Origin of the sequence: Limihaloglobus sulfuriphilus (assembly GCF_001999965.1) — a bacterium.
Taxonomy (GTDB): Bacteria; Planctomycetota; Phycisphaerae; order Sedimentisphaerales; family Sedimentisphaeraceae; genus Limihaloglobus; species Limihaloglobus sulfuriphilus.
The window spans coordinates 3,032,709-3,050,685 of sequence record NZ_CP019646.1 but is presented as its reverse complement, the minus strand read 5'-3'; the positions used below and the strand labels follow the sequence as shown (position 1 = coordinate 3,050,685).

At 49.8% G+C, this 17,977-nt stretch carries 15 protein-coding genes; 11 read left to right on the top strand and 4 right to left on the bottom strand.

The genetic code is table 11. The features are described 5' to 3' along the window. Nucleotides 1–11 precede the first annotated feature (11 nt). From SMSP2_RS11720 to SMSP2_RS11700, 5 genes are all read left to right on the top strand, one after another. The gene (locus SMSP2_RS11720; RefSeq protein WP_146684234.1) at nt 12–773 is read left to right on the top strand and encodes a ParA family protein; all 762 of its coding nucleotides are present in this window, start codon (nt 12–14) and stop codon (nt 771–773) included. Next, nucleotides 763–1,839 carry a hypothetical protein gene (locus SMSP2_RS11715; RefSeq protein WP_146684233.1) on the top strand — a complete coding sequence of 359 codons (1,077 nt, stop codon included), beginning with the start codon at nt 763–765 and terminating at the stop codon, nt 1,837–1,839. The genes SMSP2_RS11720 and SMSP2_RS11715 overlap by 11 nt, the downstream gene beginning before the upstream one ends. Before the next feature lie 62 nt (nt 1,840–1,901). Then, nucleotides 1,902–3,671, top strand: a complete 1,770-nt coding sequence (locus tag SMSP2_RS11710; protein ID WP_146684232.1) for a secretin N-terminal domain-containing protein — start codon at nt 1,902–1,904, stop codon at nt 3,669–3,671. A gap of 62 nt (nt 3,672–3,733) precedes the next feature. After that, nucleotides 3,734–4,804, top strand: coding sequence for a type IV pilus twitching motility protein PilT (locus SMSP2_RS11705; RefSeq protein WP_146684231.1), 1,071 nt, complete (start codon nt 3,734–3,736; stop codon nt 4,802–4,804). Nucleotides 4,805–4,899: 95 nt separating this feature from the next. Then, nucleotides 4,900–5,886, top strand: coding sequence for a Gfo/Idh/MocA family protein (locus SMSP2_RS11700; RefSeq protein ID WP_146684230.1), 987 nt, complete (start codon nt 4,900–4,902; stop codon nt 5,884–5,886). 90 nt (nt 5,887–5,976) lie between these two features. Here SMSP2_RS11700 and SMSP2_RS11695 read toward each other — a convergent pair whose 3' ends face one another. From SMSP2_RS11695 to SMSP2_RS11680, 4 genes are all read right to left on the bottom strand, one after another. Beyond that, a complete protein-coding gene (locus SMSP2_RS11695) occupies nt 5,977–6,267 on the bottom strand; it encodes a DUF167 domain-containing protein (protein WP_146684229.1) in 291 nt (96 codons plus the stop codon). Beyond that, the gene (locus SMSP2_RS11690; protein WP_146684228.1) at nt 6,264–6,569 is read right to left on the bottom strand and encodes a hypothetical protein; all 306 of its coding nucleotides are present in this window, start codon (nt 6,567–6,569) and stop codon (nt 6,264–6,266) included. Before SMSP2_RS11690 ends, SMSP2_RS11695 begins: the two co-directional genes overlap by 4 nt. A 607-nt stretch (nt 6,570–7,176) precedes the next feature. Continuing rightward, complete coding sequence (locus tag SMSP2_RS11685) at nt 7,177–8,100, bottom strand: dihydroorotate dehydrogenase (RefSeq protein ID WP_146684227.1); 924 nt, start codon at nt 8,098–8,100, stop codon at nt 7,177–7,179. A 700-nt stretch (nt 8,101–8,800) separates the two neighbouring features. Then, entirely contained in the window at nt 8,801–9,727 is a 927-nt protein-coding gene (locus SMSP2_RS11680; RefSeq protein ID WP_146684226.1) for an iron-sulfur cluster-binding protein, read from the bottom strand. A 682-nt stretch (nt 9,728–10,409) separates the two neighbouring features. Between SMSP2_RS11680 and SMSP2_RS11675 the strand changes: the two genes are divergently transcribed. The 6 genes from SMSP2_RS11675 to accC all read left to right on the top strand — a co-directional run bounded on the left by SMSP2_RS11675 (nt 10,410) and on the right by accC (nt 17,622). After that, nucleotides 10,410–11,573: a lactonase family protein gene (locus SMSP2_RS11675; RefSeq protein WP_146684225.1), complete on the top strand. Its 1,164-nt coding sequence runs from the start codon at nt 10,410–10,412 to the stop codon at nt 11,571–11,573. Nucleotides 11,574–11,662: 89 nt separating this feature from the next. Continuing rightward, complete coding sequence (locus SMSP2_RS11670) at nt 11,663–13,450, top strand: sulfatase-like hydrolase/transferase (RefSeq protein ID WP_146684224.1); 1,788 nt, start codon at nt 11,663–11,665, stop codon at nt 13,448–13,450. Nucleotides 13,451–13,489: 39 nt separating this feature from the next. Beyond that, complete coding sequence (locus SMSP2_RS11665) at nt 13,490–14,086, top strand: MarC family protein (RefSeq protein ID WP_146684223.1); 597 nt, start codon at nt 13,490–13,492, stop codon at nt 14,084–14,086. A 142-nt stretch (nt 14,087–14,228) separates the two neighbouring features. After that, on the top strand, nt 14,229–15,449 hold the full coding sequence (locus SMSP2_RS11660) for an ATP-binding protein (RefSeq protein WP_146684222.1): 1,221 nt from the start codon (nt 14,229–14,231) through the stop codon (nt 15,447–15,449). 153 nt (nt 15,450–15,602) lie between these two features. Beyond that, nucleotides 15,603–16,103: an acetyl-CoA carboxylase biotin carboxyl carrier protein gene (gene accB / locus SMSP2_RS11655; protein WP_146684221.1), complete on the top strand. Its 501-nt coding sequence runs from the start codon at nt 15,603–15,605 to the stop codon at nt 16,101–16,103. Between the two features lie 166 nt (nt 16,104–16,269). After that, nucleotides 16,270–17,622, top strand: a complete 1,353-nt coding sequence (accC, locus tag SMSP2_RS11650; protein WP_146684220.1) for an acetyl-CoA carboxylase biotin carboxylase subunit — start codon at nt 16,270–16,272, stop codon at nt 17,620–17,622. The last annotated feature ends 355 nt before the right edge of the window (nt 17,623–17,977 follow it).

Sequence of the window (17,977 nt, the reverse complement as noted above, 5' to 3'; positions counted from 1 at the left end):
TTTAATATACGATGAAAATCATAGCAATAGCAAATCAAAAAGGCGGATGCGGTAAGACCACAACAGCGGTCAACTTCGCTGCCGGGCTTGCCCACAGAGGCCGAAGGGTTCTTGTAGTGGACCTCGATTCACAGGGGCACGCTACAATCGGCTTTGGTTTTGATCCGGAAGAATGCGACAAGACGGTTTACGAGCTGCTCAACGATGAGACGGGCAGCATCAGAGATTATATTCTGACAACAGAGACTAACCGCGTTGACCTGCTGCCCAGTAACATACTGCTCTCCGGCACAGAGCTTGAAATATCCCAGACCGCCGGCAGGGAATATCTGCTGGCCAAGAAGATGGTCGAGATAGAAGATGACTACGACTATGCGGTGATCGACTGCTCACCCTCGCTGAGTCTTCTGGCGATAAACGCCCTGACATGCGCCGACGAGGTGATCATTCCCGTTCAGGCGCATTACTATGCCCTCGAAGGGCTCAAGCAGCTTATAGATACGGTTAATATTGTGCGTCAGCGTTTCAATTCGCGGCTGATAATCCGCGGCGTACTGCTGACGTTTGTGGATAAGCAGACGAACCTGAGTAAGCAGGTGCAGTCCCAGATGCGGGGTTTTTTCGGTAAACTTGTTTTTCAGACCGTGATACACCGAAGCGTCCGGCTCGCCGAAGCACCCAGTGCGGGCAAGTCTGTTATCAGTTACGCCGCAAGCAGCGCAAGTGCAAAGGAATACATTGATTTTGCGGAGGAATATGAAAATGAGCTCTAATGGCTTACACAAAAAGATATCGACAATTTTCGACGGGATAGACATCCCCGACCTAAAGGACATTCCGACTTCGCCCGCCGACGGCAGCGAGAGGGAAAAGAACCCCAGAATAGCCGCTCTTGAGAAAAGAAAAACGCAGCCGCCGACGGATAAAGCCCGGGCAGCTAAAAGCTCCCCCGCACCTGAACGGCCCAAACCGGTCGAGCAGCATATAGCACCAAAAACAGCCGCCGCAACCGGCGAAGTGAAGAAAGAGGCGCCTCAGTCCACAGCGGCTAAGCCGCGGCTCGCTGCTGATCCCCAGGCGGCAAAATCCGGCCATGCGCATAAAGAACAGAAACAGGCACGGCCGCAGGTTGCCTCGATCAGTCCAAGAAACAGCAAACAGATGCAGAACAGAAATTCTGCCGCCAAACCCGCCGTTAAAGAGACTGAGCAGGCACTGGAAGAAAAAAGCCTCGAAGAGGTCGGCGGCACGAAATCGCTGCTTAAGTTCAGGTTCAGCGATATTACTTATGTCTTTTCACGTCTGAATAATATTGATCTGAGCTCGAAGAATGTTCAGACTTCTCTGCTTGCCGCGGCGATGATGGTTGTTATCGGTTACATCCTGCTCAAGACGTTTTATGTTCCGGTTTCTGTCAATATAGACAAGAACAAGATCATCGTGCCCAACGTTGCCGCTATGAAAACCGTACAGATGGATTTTCCATCAGAAAAACCGCAGCAGTGGCCGGAGTCTTTCCGCGATCCGATGATGTACAGCGATGCTATTCTTGCCAAACAGCTTGAGCCTGATCCAGAGCAGCTTGCTATGGAGGCACAGGCGGCTGAAGCGGTCGAGGAAATAAAAGAAGAGGTTAAGGAAAAGATAAAACTTATGCTTCTTGGCGTGCTTATGAATTCCAACGGAAACTCTACCGCGCTCATCAACAGACAGATGCTGCGGCAGGGAGATACAATAGAAGAGCTGACGGTTACAAAAATAACTTCACGGGTTGTATCATTGCAGGACAATGAAGGAAACAGCTTTGAGCTTATGGTAGGCGAAGAGCTGGAAATATAAAAAAAAGCCGGTATGTGGTTTTATCGGCAGATTCAATAAAAATTTTTAATAAAGGTGTTACAATGTTACAGAAAAAATTAAGATGGTTTCTTGTTACATTGACAGCTATATGCTGTTTTTCAGGAATCCTGTCTGCTGAAGAGGTTCAGGAGCAGGAAAAATATGTCTCCGAGCTTGACGCAAAGCTGGCTCAGAAGATCACGGTTGACTTCAGTGAGACACCCATAGAGGATGTCCTGCGTATTGTGGCTATGGAGGCCAACATCGATGTTGTCAAGAGCCCCTCTGTTACCGGCCTTGTTAACGCGACACTCAACAACGTTCCCGTCGGGGAGGTTCTCGACAACATCCTGGCTGTTCACAACTACGGCTATATCCGTACCAAGAACATGATCAGGGTAGTCCCCAAAAGTGAGATGGTTGATACTATTGAAAAAATCATCAGCCGCGTTTACAGGATTACCTATGCCGATGTCAAAGAGGTTGAAAAGGCAGTCGCCAAGATTATCTCCAAAGACGGCAGTGTCTCGGCTAACCCGGGTACGAGCAATATCATTGTTACCGACGTTGAAAGCCGGATCGAGGCGGTTGACCTGTTTATAGACGAGGTTGACCGCGTTACCCAGCAGGTTATAGTCGAGGTTCGGATCTATGATGTGACGGATAATGAGAACTTCAACCTTGACATGAAATGGGACGGCGGCCGTATGACGCTCAACAGTGCCGGTGAGCCCGTGGCCCAGAGTACCGGCGGCGGAATATCGTATGTCGATGAGGTTGTTCCCGGCGGCGCAGCCCCCGGCGCACCTCCCGCGCAGGGCTCTACAAAACGTGCAGACCCATACACCGCCGGCTCGTTTGACAGAACAAACGGCGGGCAGATCCGCCTTGGCGTGTTCAACGATTCGATATCGATCGACATGCTCTTTTCAATGCTCCACTCACAGGGCTATGCCAAGCTGCTGGCAAATCCAAGCATCATGGTGCTTGACAACGAGACGGCTCATTTTGAGATCGTGGAAGAAATCCCATATAAGGATGTTCAGGAATCCTCCGGCGGCGGCAGCATGACAACAACCGAGTTCAAAGAGGTCGGTGTCCAGCTTGAGGTTACACCCCATATTACGCGTGACGAAATGCTCAGGCTCCACATCATGCCTGAATTCGGTATCGCCGAAGAACAGGAAAGAAACCCTATAACCAACGAGCCGATCGTGCCGACGGTTCATACGCGCCGTCTCGATACTATCGCGCTTCTCCAAAGCGGCTCTACCGTGATTCTGGGCGGTCTGAAACAGTACAAATCCGGCAAGGATTACTATAAGACCCCCGTACTCGGCGATACTCCGCTGATAAAGCATCTTTTCCGCAGTGAGACTGAATCGATGTCAGTTACCGAGCTGCTGATTTTCATCACGCCGGTAATCGTCAAAGAGGACATGAGCAACACTATCAAGGGCATGAACAAGTATGAGCATACCCAGATAGCCGCTCCCGTACTCCACGGCAAAACCAGATTCGGCAGGGACATAGAGGCCGATGAATATGAAAACCTTGAGCAGCAGTCCGCTGAAACCGGCGAGGCCGTTGAAGAAGAATACATCAGCTCTGAGCAATCATGGCAGGAGCCCGATGAGGCAGAGCAGCCCCAGGAATCCGCCGTACAGATCAATGATGTTTCACAGGATGATTCCGGCACTGCCGAGGCGGCAGTAAATCAGCCGCCCCAGATAGAGGCTGACCCGCAGGAGCAGGATCAGCAGCCTGCCGGCGTTGTTTACACAATCGATCCTGATGCGCAGAACGCTGAGCAAGAGCCCAACGATGAGTAATTCCGGATCCGGATTAAGTTTAAAGTAATTAAAGTGAGAATTTTGAACAATAAGGATATAAGATGTCATTAGAGGCCATACTGCATACAGCTGTTCAGTTCGGTGCCAGTGACGTACACATAAATGCCGATATGAAACCGCTGATGCGGCGTGATACAGTTCTCTCAGCGATGGATTTCCCAGAGCTCTCCAACGAAGATATCAGGGCAATGATCCTTGGTATGGTTGACGAGAAGGGTTATGCGCATCTTGAAGAGCATCTCGACCTGGACTTTGCGACGGCTATTTCCAGCGGCCACCGTTTCCGTGTGAACGCTCACTATCAGCGGGAAACCCTTGCCATTGCGTTCCGTGTTATCTCTGACAAGGTGCCTGCCTTTGATGACCTGCATCTTCCTGAGACGCTTCGTTCTCTCACGGAGCTGCCGCGAGGCCTTGTGCTGGTTACCGGACCTACCGGTTCTGGTAAAAGTACAACTCTGGCTTCGATGATTAACCTTATAAACTCAAGAGAATCAAAAAGAATTATCACACTCGAGGACCCTATAGAGTATCTGCTTAGAAACGATAAATCGCAGATCGAACAGCGAGAGGTCGGCCGTGACGTTTCCTCGTTTGCTTCCGGCCTCCGCCACGCTCTCCGCCAGGATCCGGACGTGATCCTGGTTGGAGAAATGCGTGATCTCGAGACGACCTCTGCGGCCCTTACCGCGGCCGAGACGGGGCACCTGGTAATGAGCACGCTGCATACAAACAGTGCCAGCCAGACAATCGAGCGTATTATCGATATCTATCCGGCAGCCCAGCAGAGCCAGGTGCGGAGTATGCTTGCCAACACCCTTTCAGCTTCGGTCTCGCAGACTCTTTTCAAACGCCGCGATTACCCGGGCATGACTCCGTGTATGGAGATACTTTTATCCTCGCCGGCGGTGAGAAACTGCATTCGTGATAACAGGCTTCATGAGATACCAAACGTTATAGAAACCCAGAAACAGGCCGGTATGCAGCTTCTGGATCATAACATCACAGAGCTGTTTTTCGAAGGTATTATCAGCAAGGCCGATGCCATCGGCAGGGCCTCTGATCAGGCCCGCATGAAAGCGCTGCTTGAAGATGTCGAAGATATTTTCTAAGCGGCTGTTTGAAATAGATACAGAGCGGAAATTACGCTTGCAAGATTTTTAATATATTCGGTTTTTAAAAAAGTTAATGTTATTTTGATTCAACAATGATCGACACCTTACATTGGGGAATTATCGGCTGCGGCAATATTGCCGCTTCGTTTGCCAAAGGGCTGCGTGACGTAGATGGTGCCCGGCTTATAGCGGCTGCATCAAGATCTGCCCAAAAGGCTGCCCGGTTTTCTCAGGAAAACGGTGCTCTGCGCAGCTACGGCAGTTATGAAGATCTCCTGGATGATCGCGAAATAGATGTAGTCTATATAGCGACCCCGCACCATCTTCATATGGAAAACAGCCTTATGGCGATAGAAGCCGGCAAGCACGTATTGTGCGAGAAGCCGATATCGATAAATTCCAAACAAGCCACAAGGATGGCCGATGCCGCAAGGCAGGCCGGAGTATTCTTGATGGAGGGGATGTGGACGCGGTTTATCCCTGCGGTTGAGCAGCTCCAAGACTGGCTCAGCGATGGTATCCCGGGGGGGATCCATCTTTTTACAGCGGATTTCGGCGTCCAGTTCAATGTTGATGACGGCCACAGGATCTTTAACTCAGAACTTGGCGGCGGAGCTTTGCTGGATCTCGGGGTATATCCAGTTTCGCTTGCATCTCTCATCTTTAAACGGCAGCCGGACACCATCCAGACTCAGGTCCGAATGCACGCCACAGGCGTAGATGAGCTGAACACAATGTTGTTTGACTATAAAAGCGGCCCCCTGGCCGTAATCACGAGCGGCAGCATTTCCAGGACGCCGACTGAGGCGTTTATTGCAGGCAAAAAGCTCAGCATTAAGATCCACTCACCTCTATATTGCCCGTCAGCATTGACACTATTCAAACCTGACGGTACTTCTGACTCTTATGAGTTCCCTCTGGAGGGCAACGGCTTCAATTATGAGGCCGCTCATGTCTGTCGGTGCCTGAGAAAGGGTATGCTTCAAAGCGATGTCATGCCCGTCTCGGAGTCTATCTCCATTATGGAGACACTTGACAGCATCAGAGCCCAATGGGGGCTGCGATATCCAATGGACTAAAATCCTTCCCAGATAACCCTTTCTATTGGATGTTTGCAGTGATGTACTGTATTTGCCTGGGGCGAGAAAGCTCTCCCGCCCCAGGCTTTCCTAAAATGCCAGCCCCTTTACCTTCCCTGCATCGGAGCCGGCAATTTCAAGCAGTTTTACGGGGTTTGTCTGCCCCGATATAATACTTATATCGCGTTTCTTCAGTCCAAGTTCGCCCGCGATAAATTTTATCAGCTCTTTGTTGGCGTTGCCCTTTTCAGGTGCCGCCGCGATCTTGACCTTGAGCATTCCATCAAGAACGCCTGCCAGCGCAGTACGGCTGCTGCCGGGGACTACCTTGACGGTTATGAGTATCTTGTCGCCGCGAAGCTGTAGTTTTAGCCCGTTCAATTTCCCTGCTCTTTGATATTTTCGGCAACAACAAAGGTTATATACCGCTCTATCTGTTCAGCAAGCTCGGGGATATTGGCGATGGTGAAATCCTGTGATGCGCCGGGCATGAACTCGTTGTCTTCGTTCATCTCAAAGAGCTGAACCTTCACACGTGTCCCGGATGAATTAAAAATCGAGTAGTTGCTGCGTTTGTAAACGCTTATCTTGATTTTCCAGACATCGCTTACTATAAGCAGATACTCGCCCGTCTTGACTGAAGTGGGAAAGTATTCATACAGTTGTTCAAGTATTTCGTGCATTTTAGTTTCTTTATTTTAGTTGTATCCGCGGATTACGCAGATTTTTTTGTAGGTCGGGCTTCCAGCCCGACACAAATTAAATTCCCCTTCTTTAGAGGGGTGCCCGAAAGACGGGGTTTTTGCACGCTAAAGCGTGTACTCTTATTAAGTAGGTCAACCGTCCTCGGTTGACATTGAAACGGCAAGCGGGGACGCTACATAACTATTAATTTTTATTAACCATGAAGTTATTGAAGAAATTGAAGTTTTTATTATATCTTTTCTTCATGTCCTTCATGCTCTTCATGGTAAATTCAAATCCTGTTAATCATGTCTATTTGATTACTTTTAGCTCTTAACTTTTTAAACTGAGCAAATTCGTGAATTTGCTCTACGCTGCTGCGTTTGTCTATACTAACCGCTCCATAATTCTTCACTTGTTTATCAATATTATCATAATGTGAAACAAGTGAAGAACGGCTCTGATTGCGTCATGCGATATTGCCTGAATCTTAACTTTTAAACTCATCGTAGGTCGGGCTTCCAGCCCGACACAGTAGGTCAACCGTCCTCGGTTGACATTGAAATGGCAAGCGGGGACGCCTGCCCTACATATCTCTTAACTTTTTCACATGAGCGAGCCTGTAATGTCGGACAACTTTTTTATCCGGTGTCGCCGGCAGTATTCCTCCAGCCCCTCGGCAAGCTGTTGTGTAACCGCCGGGTTTGTGAAGGTCGCCGTGCCCACAGAGACCACCGACGCGCCGGCGATCATGAACTCGATCACGTCCGAGACCGTCCGGATTCCGCCAAGCCCCATCACCGGTATGCCGGCGGGTTTTGCCGCCTCGTTATACACCCGGTTGACCAGATAAACGGCTATCGGCTTTATCGCCGGCCCGCTCAGCCCGCCCGTACGGTTCGCCAGCACCGGTTTTTTAGTCCTGATGTCGATCACCATCGCGGTAAACGTATTCACCAGGCTCAGCGAGTCGGCGCCGCCCTCTATCGCCGCCCGGGCGGTTACCGCGATATCCGTTACCGAGGGTGTGAGCTTAACGATCAGCGGTTTGCCGCCGCAGACGTGTTTGACGGCGGCGGTTATCTTTTCTATCTGCGCAGGGTCCGTGCCGAAGCTGATGCCGCCGGCCTTGACGTTGGGGCAGCTTATGTTCAGCTCGAAGCCGGTAATCTCATTGAAGCCGGTGAGCCTGGAAGCAACCTCGACGTATTCGTCTATCGTCTTGCCCGCCAGGTTGACAAACACCGGCACCGCCGCGTCTTTCATCAGCGGTATCTTCTTTTCGACGAACTCTTTGAGCCCGATATTCGCCAGCCCGATGGCGTTTAGCATCCCCGCATCGGTCTCTACAATCCGCGGCAGGGGGTTACCCTCTCGCGGCTCAAGAGAGATGCTCTTGGTGATGAACCCGCCGAGGCTCTCAAGCTCGACAAAATCCGAAAGCTCGTCGAAATAGCCGCACGTGCCCGAAGCGGTAAATATCGGGTTTTTCAGCTTAAGCCCGCAATAATCTATACTTATATCTGACATATCATTAAACTAATAACTATTAACTAATAGTTGAGAACTTCGCTCCGCTCATAGTATTTATATTTCGTAGGTCGGGCTTCCAGCCCGACACAGTAGCTCAACCGTCCTCGGTTGACATTAAAACGGCAAGCGGGGACGCCTGCCCTACGTAAATCTTAACTTTTAAATTCTATTAGACAGGATTTACAAGATGGACAAGATTAATTTTTTATTAACCATGAAGTTATTGAAGAAATTGAAGTTTTTATTATATCTTTTCTTCATGTCCTTCATGCTCTTCATGGTAAATTCAAATCCTGTTTATCATGTCTATTTGATTACTTTTAGCTCTTAACTTTTTAAACTGAGCAAATTCGTGAATTTGCTCTACACAGCTGATTTATCTAACCTAACCGCTCCATAATTCTTCACTTGTTTATCAATATTATCAGAATGTGAAACAAGTGAAGAACGGCTCTGATTGCGTCATGCGATGTTGCCTGAATCTTAACTTTTTTATTCTTCGTAGGTCGGGCTTCCAGCCCGACACAGCAGCTCAACCGAGGACGGTTGACATTAAAACGGCAAGCGGGGACGCTTGCCCTACATATCTCTTAACTTTTAAAATCTGCGACAATCTGCGTAATCTGCGGATTCATTCTTAATTCTTAATTCTTAATTCTTAATTCCTAATTCTTAATTCCTAATTCCTAATTCTTAATTATATAACGATATCTTCACTGTTAAACACCGGCCCGTCTTTGCAGCACAGCAGGTATTTATGTCCGTCGCTCTTGTCGCGTTTTTCGACCGCGCAGCTCTGGCACAGCCCCACGCCGCAGCCCATCAGCCGCTCAAGACTCACATAGCAGTCTAAGCCGTTTACCCGGCAGGTCTTAGCCAGCGCCGCCAGCATCGGCTCAGGCCCGCAGCCGAATACGCAGATATCCTCTTTTTTCACCTCCGTTTTGCTCAGCCATTCTTCCAGACAGCCGGTTACAAAGCCCTTAAACCCGCGGCTGCCGTCGTTCGTTGCCACCAGCGTCTCCGCGCCGGCCAGTGCGAACTCGATCGCCGTCTTTTTCTTATGCTGCATACTCTCCAGGGGGAAATCCTTAAGCCGTCTGGCCCCTACGATCGCCGTAACCCGCACGTCATCGCGGTTTTTGCCTAACCAGCTGGTAAAGTGGTAGATCGGCGGGATTCCGATGCCTCCGCCGACAACGACCGCGTGCGTCTTGCCCTCGGGCATGGAAAACCCGTTGCCCAGCGGCCCGCAGATATTGACAATATCGCCCTTACGCAGCGTCGCAAGCCGCAGCGTGCTCGGCCCGACCAGACAGAACAGCAGCTCCACACACGTATTGCCGTTGTCCATCTCGTAAACATCCCAGAAGCTCAGCGGCCGCCGCAGGATTACATGTCTCTGTGCGGCATCCCGCAGCTCGGGCGGTATCAAATCCCGCCGCGGCAGAGAAAGACCGGATGCGTCAATTTCAAGAAATTGCCCGGGTCTGGCTCCTGCAAACGCCGCTGCCGCCTCGCCCTCAAGCTCAAGAGCAACCCGCCAGTTGCGCATTCCAACGGCCCCGCTGCGTATTACCGCCGCGTCGAAGAGTCCCTTGCTGTTTTGTCTGTCATTGCACATTTTAAACCGATTATAAGCGTTATGAATAAAAAGAGAGATTTACCAAATTCTACATCAACAAGTATAACACCAAGACGAGCAGATTGCCAATCTTTTTTTGAGACCGTAAAAATACTATATATAGTGGTTTTGTGTTGAAACAGTGTTGATATTGTGGTATGTCTGTTATTATGCTTTTATAAATGAGCGATTATTTCGATTCAATTAGCTGCAAAATGGACGAAATAGACATGATCGACTGTATTGCACGGGTGAGTTGCGATGTGCTCAGGTGAAAAAATCATACCCAGACACAGCGATAATTTCGAAAACGAAGGCGGCTTCAGAAAACGCCTGCCATCGCAATCCACCCCATCAGAGCCCCAAGCGTAAGCGCGGGGTTAGGTTGGATTTCTGCAACGGCACAGGGCAGGAGGCTAACCGCTCAATAATTCTTCACTTGTTTATCAATATTATCAGAATGCCAAACAAACAAAGAACGGCTCTGACTGTTGTACTTGCTGTCACTATAACAGCTTTTAACAGGCGGGTCTGCCTGTGTGAGAGTTTTTTATTTACGGCATTTGATTTTTACCCGCCGGCGTTGTAAAATACTGATTGATAAGCACTGATAACAATCGGCGTAAATCTCAAGGCGGCTGTTTGCCGGTCTTGCCGGACATTTTATGTAACGAGATATATCATGACTAAAACGGCACTTATTATTTTAACGGCGGTAATAACCATGTTAAACGCAGAGACAATTCCTTTCTATATCGGAACATACACTTCCAACACCAAAAGCCGCGGCATCTACCGCAGCGAGCTTGACCTCCAAACAGGCGAAATGTCAGAGCCTCAACTGGCGGCGGAGACGCTCAACCCCTCCTTTGTCGCTGTAAACCACAATGGCAGCGCACTTTACGCCGTATCCAAAACTGACAGCGAAGGCAGGGTAAACGCCTTTAACATCGTCGAGAGTACGGGCGAGCTCGAAATTATCGACTCGCAAAGCTCCAAGGGCGTGAGCCCGTGTTATGTATCGATAGACCCTTCCGGCAGTAACCTGCTGATCGCCAATTACTCCAGCGGCAGCATTACCGTTTTGCCGATAGGCAAAGACGCCCGTGTAGAGCCGCCGGCGTGCAGCATTGCCCATGAAGGCAAAAGCGAGAACGCAAAACGGCAGGAAGCCCCCCACGCCCATTCCATAATCACAAGCCCAGACGGCAGATACGTATTCGCCGCAGACCTGGGGATTGATAAAATCATGGTCTATAAACTCGACAAAGACGCCGGCAAACTCACTCCGGCAGGAGATCTGTTCGCAAAATTGCGCCCCGGCAGCGGGCCCAGGCACATGGCGTTTCACCCTAACGGAAAATTCTTTTACGTTATAAACGAGCTCAACTCCACAATAACCGCGTTTGGCTACGACTACAAGACCGCCCAGTTAAGCGAGATAGAAACGATAACCACACTGCCGCGGTCCTTCTCCGGCACCAACCTTACCGCCCAGATTTGCGTCCACCCATCGGGCAAATACCTCTACGGCTCAAACCGCGGGCACGACAGCATCGCCGCGTACCAGATAAACAGCGGCAACGGGACATTGAGCTTGATTGAGATCGAAACAGACGGTATAAACGAGCCGCGAAACTTCAATATAGAACCAAACGGTAATTTTCTTGTATGCGCCAACCAGCACGCCGGCTCGCTGATAACGTTCAGGATTGACTTTGAAACCGGAAAGCTGGAAAAAACGCCGCACAAAATAAATGTACCATCACCGGTATGCGTAGATTTCGTGATAAAAGAAAAGATAACATCACAATCCGAAACCTATCTCAACCGGACTGGTTTCTAAGTTAAAAGTGTTTTTCAGCCGCGACACGAAACTTAATTTGTGAACCGGCCGTATTGTATAGATTTTAACAAAAATGAAAGGTGTATCAGATGAATTACAGCCGAAGAAATTTTCTCAAGGCTGCCGGTATTTCCGCTGCTGCGGTTTTGAGCGGCTGCGCAGGCCGATTGACAGGCCCCGCGGCACAAAAATCACGTCCTAATATCCTGATGATTCTCACCGACGACCAGGGCTGGGGCGACTTGAGCGTTAACGGCAATGTCAATCTCAAAACGCCTAACATTGATTCGCTTGCCGGCGAGGGTGTCGTTGTAGAGAATTTCTATGTCTGCCCGGTATGTTCTCCAACACGCGCGGAGATGCTGACAGGCAGATATTATACCCGTGTTGGAGTAACCGGCACCAGCGAGGGCGGCGAGCGTATTAACGCCGATGAATCAACTATCGGCGATACCTTTAAAGCCGCCGGTTACGCCACAGCGGCATTCGGGAAATGGCACAGCGGAACGCAATGGCCCTATCACCCCAACGCCCGGGGTTTTGATGAGTTCTACGGTTTCTGTTCCGGGCACTGGGGCTACTATTTCAGCCCGCAGCTGGAGCATAACGGCCGGTTAGTAAAAGGCAACGGCTATATCGCGGATGACTTCACCGATCATGCCCTTGATTTTATCGAAAAGAACAAAAACACGCCTTTTTTCTGCTATGTTCCGTACAATATACCCCATTCGCCGATGCAGGTGCCGGAGAGCTATTGGGAAAAATTTGACGGCAAAGAGCTCGAAATGCGGCATCGTGATCCGGAAAAAGAAAACATTGAGCATACCCGGGCAGCTCTGGCAATGTGTGAAAATATCGACTGGAACGTAGGGCGTTTGCTGGAAAAACTCGACAAATTAGGCATCGCGGACAATACTATTGTAATCTATTTCAGCGACAACGGACCCAACGGTTGGCGGTGGAACGCCGGCATGAAAGGACGTAAGGGAACTACCGATGAGGGCGGTGTGCGTTCGCCATTTTTTATTCGATGGCCTGCGGAGATAAGGCAGGGGACTGAAATACCCCATATCGCCGCCGCGATAGACCTGCTGCCGACGCTGGCTGAGCTTGCCGAAATCCCGATTGTCGGCAATAAGAAGCTCGACGGGGTCAGTCTCAAGCCGCTGCTGCTTGGAACCAGTTCAAACTGGCAGGACCGAATGTATTTCAGCACCTGGAACGGACGGGTGAGCGTGCGGACGCAGAAATACAGGCTCGATCACGAAGGCAGGCTGTTCGATATGGATGCCGACCCCGGGCAAAGAAAAGATGTTTCACAAAAGCATCCGGAAATCACCGCCAGACTCAAAAAGGCCGTCCGGGAATGGAAAGACGAAACTTTCAAGCCGGTTGAGCCGCGGCCCTTTACTGTCGGCCACCCCGGCGCGGAGATTACGCTTTTGCCGGCACGCGACGGCAAGGCAAACGGCAATATCGAACGGAGCAGCATACACCCAAACTGTTCGTTTTTCACCAACTGGATTGACGAAAATGATTCCATAACCTGGGATATCGAAGTGCTCACCGCCGGCCTGTACGAGGCGCAGATTCATTACACCTGCAAACGTGAAAATGTCGGCGCAGAATTAGAGCTCAGCTTTGACGGCGAAAGGGTAAGCCGTGCCGTTAAAAATGCTTACGAAAGCGAGCTAAAAGGCAAAGAGGAAAATCATGTTTATATGAGAGAATCGTTTGTCAAAGATTTTAAGCCGATGTCTCTGGGCACCTTGCGTATGCACGGGAAACGAGGCACACTTCGCCTGCGGGCAGCGAATATCCCCGGCAATGAGGCCGTGGATCTGCGGTACTTAACACTGAAATACAAAGGAAAGTAAAACCGGCGGTATCTTTTCTCAAACTTGCAGGAAATAAAGATGCTTTATGACTTTATAAATATATGGTTAAAATTTTTCTTCCTTTTAACCCCGTTTTTTGCGTTGACGGTGTTTCTGGTGCTTACCGCTGATCTGCCCCGGCCGCAGCGGCATTGGATAGCGGCAAAAACGACACTTGCGGTGATCATTACAACACTGGCCCTCTACTTTTTCGGCGATATCCTTTTCCGTATTTTCGGAATAACCATTGATGCTTTCAGGGTAGGTGCCGGCTGCATATTGTTTCTGACATCAATTGAGCTTGTAACGGGCAAACGAAGCATGCTCAAGGTTGACCCGGGCAATGATATCAGCGTGGTGCCTATGGCGATCCCTGTAATGGTTGGGCCGGGCACCATAGGCGCGATCATGGTTTCGGGAGTTGCAGAACCCGCCGCGTCAGGTACCATTGTGGGCTGTGCCGCACTCACAGCCGCTGCCTGCTCTGTGGGCGTACTGCTGTTTCTGGCAGACCATGTAAAGCGGCTGGTCGGCAGAACGGGTCTTGAGGTGCTGAGTAAGATTTCCGGACTGGTAATCTCCGCACTGGCGGCACAGATAGTCCTGACCGGAGTAAAAAACTTCCTTAACATCTAAAACCAACAGAAATATCCGCGAGCTGGACAGTTGCCGGCTTAAAACTTTGCTGCGTCTTTAAAACCCATGCAGATTTGCATTTCAAATGCAAATTTACAAAAAAAACTTGTTTTGACCCTTTTAAACGGTTATAATCTACTACATGAGTTATAAATATGTGAAAAGAACTATTGAACCGCAGCTTTGCAGAGCGGCCAAAGAATTTCCCGCAGTAGTCCTGACCGGGCCTCGGCAGTCGGGAAAGACTACCGTAATCAAAGAAGTATTTGGACACGACTACAAATACGTTTCAATGGAGTTGCCGGATATACGAATAATTGCAGAAAATGATCCGAGAGGTTTTCTGGCGGAGTTTTCGGGCAGGGTCATTTTTGACGAGATTCAGTATTGCCCGGTTCTGCTGCCCTACATCAAGGAACTCATCGACTCGGACCGTCAAACAAAAGGCCGGTTTATCCTCACCGGCTCACAAAACCTCATGCTTACGGAGAATATCAATGAATCCCTTGCCGGCAGGGCAGCGATATTAAAATTGTACCCATTTTCGCTGCGAGAGTATTCACACGCCGGCAGCAGCCCTTTTCCGTGGGAACAAGGATACGATCCTGAGCAGAAAAAAGTCCCTGAAGAGAATCTATGGCAGTTTCTCTTACGCGGCTTATACCCTGAGATCGCCACAGACACTCACCGGTCTTCGTCTTTGTGGCACAGCAGCTACATAAGCACCTACATAGAGCGTGATGTCCGGCTGATTAAACATGTGTCCGATTTGGGGAATTTTCAGGTTTTTCTCCAGGCGCTGGCGATTCGAAACGGGCAGCTGCTGAATTTATCTGAAATATCGCGGGATATCGGAGTTGCGGTAAACACCGTTAAAAACTGGTTATCTGTGCTTGAAGCTACTTTCCAGATAGTGATACTGCGGCCATACTTTGAAAATGCCGGCAAACGAATTGTAAAAAGCCCTAAAGTTTACTTTACTGACATTGGAACATTATGCTCTCTGACCGGGATATCCGATCCGGTTCATCTGCAAAAGGGCCCTATGGGAGGGTCTGTGTTCGAGACTTGCGTAATTATGGAGCTTGTAAAGACCTTTAGTTCACGGGCAGAACCGCCAAAGATCTACTTCTGGCGGACATCCGCAGGTGACGAGGTTGACATTGTTGTTATACATGAGAACAAGCTTATCCCGATTGAAATAAAACTTTCATCTACCCCCAAAATATCAATGGCAAGGGGAATCAATGTATTAAAAGAAGCTTTGCCGGACAAATGTCTTAATGGTTATGTTGTATATCCCGGTTCTTTGAGACTGCCCCTTGGCTCAGGAACAACTGCCGTGCCTCTGCGGGCATTTTAAAATATTGTTGAAAACTGCGTATAAATGAATATACTATTACCTTTTATACAGTTAGAAAAAACGTCCGGCATAAGTTTTTATGAGGTTTGTATTTTAGATGCCGCCGGCGGTATAGAAATTTAGCACAGAGTTTATGATTGAAAGGACTTTGTAATGAGTGAAGACTCGAAAAAAACAGTATTCAAGGCTGTTGATATAGAAAAAATGAAAGAGCTCACCACAGTGATGAGCGAGAACAACATCTGCGAGCTTGAGATAATTAACGATGATAACAAGATTTATCTTCGCCGGCCCGAACCGCAGGCACCGGTGATGCAGTCTCCGGCTCCGGTAGCCGCACCTGTTGTAATGCCCGCCGCGGCGTCGGCAAATGCACCCGCTGCCGCACCCGCGGCTGATGAGAGTGTTGACGACGGGCTGGCTGAAATCATATCTCCAATCGTGGGAACATTTTATACATCTCCTTCGCCTGATGCGGATCCGTTTGTCAAGAAGGGCGATAAGGTCAGCGATGAGTCGGTAGTCTGCATCGTCGAGGCTATGAAGGTAATGAACGAGATCAAGGCCGAGCTAAGCGGCGTGATCGAAGAGATTCTTGTTTCCAACGGCGAGGCCGTAGAGTTTGGCCAGCCGCTGTTCAAGGTAAGGCAATAGGCAATAGGCAATAAGCAACAGGCATTAGGCAGTGGAAATCTGCCTTCAACAGATATTAAAACTGAATACGGGCATCTGGTATTCTGGTATGCGGCAATCTCAAAAATGCGAAGCATTTAACTATTGCTCTGTACCTTTTGCCTGGTGCCTTAATTGAGGATAAACAATGTTTTCAAAGATATTGATAGCAAACCGGGGCGAGGTTGCCCTGCGAATAATACGAGCCTGCCACGAGATGGGTATCGAGGCGGTAGTGGTGTATTCCACCGCCGACAAAGACTCAAATTATGTGCGTTTTGCCGACAAGGCAATCTGCATCGGCCCGGCCTCACCGGCTCAGAGCTACCTGAACATAAACGCGATAATCAGCGCCGCGGAGATCGCCGACGTTGACGCGATACACCCGGGCTACGGATTTCTCGCTGAAAACGCCCATTTCGCGGAGGTTTGCCGCGAGTGCAACATAGCTTTTATAGGCCCCTCGCCCGAGGCAATGACGAAACTCGGCGACAAAGCCAAGGCCCGCGATATGGCGGTAGATGCAAAGGTTCCCGTGGTTCCCGGCTCGCCGGGACCGCTGAGCGATGAGGAATCCGGCCGCAAGCTCGCCCGTGAAATCGGTTTTCCGGTAATGATAAAGGCATCTGCCGGCGGCGGCGGACGCGGCATGAGGCTTGTGCATAACGATATCAGTTTCCGCAACGCGTATCAGTCGGCCAAGGCCGAGGCGATGGGAGCGTTCGGCAATGATGAGGTATATCTGGAGAAATTCATCGAAAACCCGCGGCATGTCGAAGTGCAGGTCATGAGCGATAAGTACGGCAACGTGCTGCACTTCTATGAGCGTGACTGCTCAATTCAGCGCCGCCACCAGAAGCTCATCGAAGAGGCGCCCTGTCCGGTTCTTGACGAGGAAACCCGCGAGAAGCTCTGCGAAGCGGCAAAGCGGCTGATGAAAAACGCAAAATACGAAAACGCCGCGACTGTGGAATTTCTACTCGATAAGGACAGGAATTTCTACTTCATCGAGGCCAACACCCGTATCCAGGTTGAGCATCCGGTCAGCGAGCTGGTTACCGGCCATGATTTGATAAAGATGCAGATACGTGTTGCCGCCGGCGAAGAGCTCAAGCTCAAACAAAAAGATATCAAGCTCAACGGCTGCGCGATAGAGTGCAGGATCAACGCGGAAAATCCCGATATGAATTTTTCCCCGAGCCCCGGGCCGGTGGACGAATTTTTCGTGCCGGGCGGTTTCGGTGTTCGTGTGGAGACTTTCATCAAACAGGGCAGCTATATTTCGCCCAATTACGACTCGATGATCGCCAAACTGCTGGTGCACAACAACACCCGTCAGGAGGCAATCGCTACGATGAAACGCGCACTTAATGAGTTCAAAATCGGCCCGATAAAGAGTACAATTCCGGCATCGCTCAAGATACTCAATGACAGCGATTATGTGAACAACAACGTCGATACCGGCTATGTTGAGCGGAAAATCTATCCCCCAAAGTCATAAAACCGGCAATACCGCAGATTCAGTTTTTTCTATGACGGCCGCGTATATCACACGGGCTGCTGGATAAAGAAAAATAAAAGAGACCAAACCTTTATTTCTCTTGTCGTACGAAAAATATCCACAAAGCCTGAAGGGCTTGAATAGCATAGCCCGGGGCAACGCCCTGGGAATTTGTGCGGCAACCAATCCCCCTCAATTGTCACTTCCCCGTACCGCTGCCGGCGGTGTTTTTGTGTCGGGCTGGAAGCCCGACCTACAACTCCCCCAAGCCTGAAGGGCTTGGATAGCTTAGCCTAGGGCAACGCCCTGGGAAACTGTTTAGGGGTGTAAAACAGGGTTTATGGTAGCGCCCGCG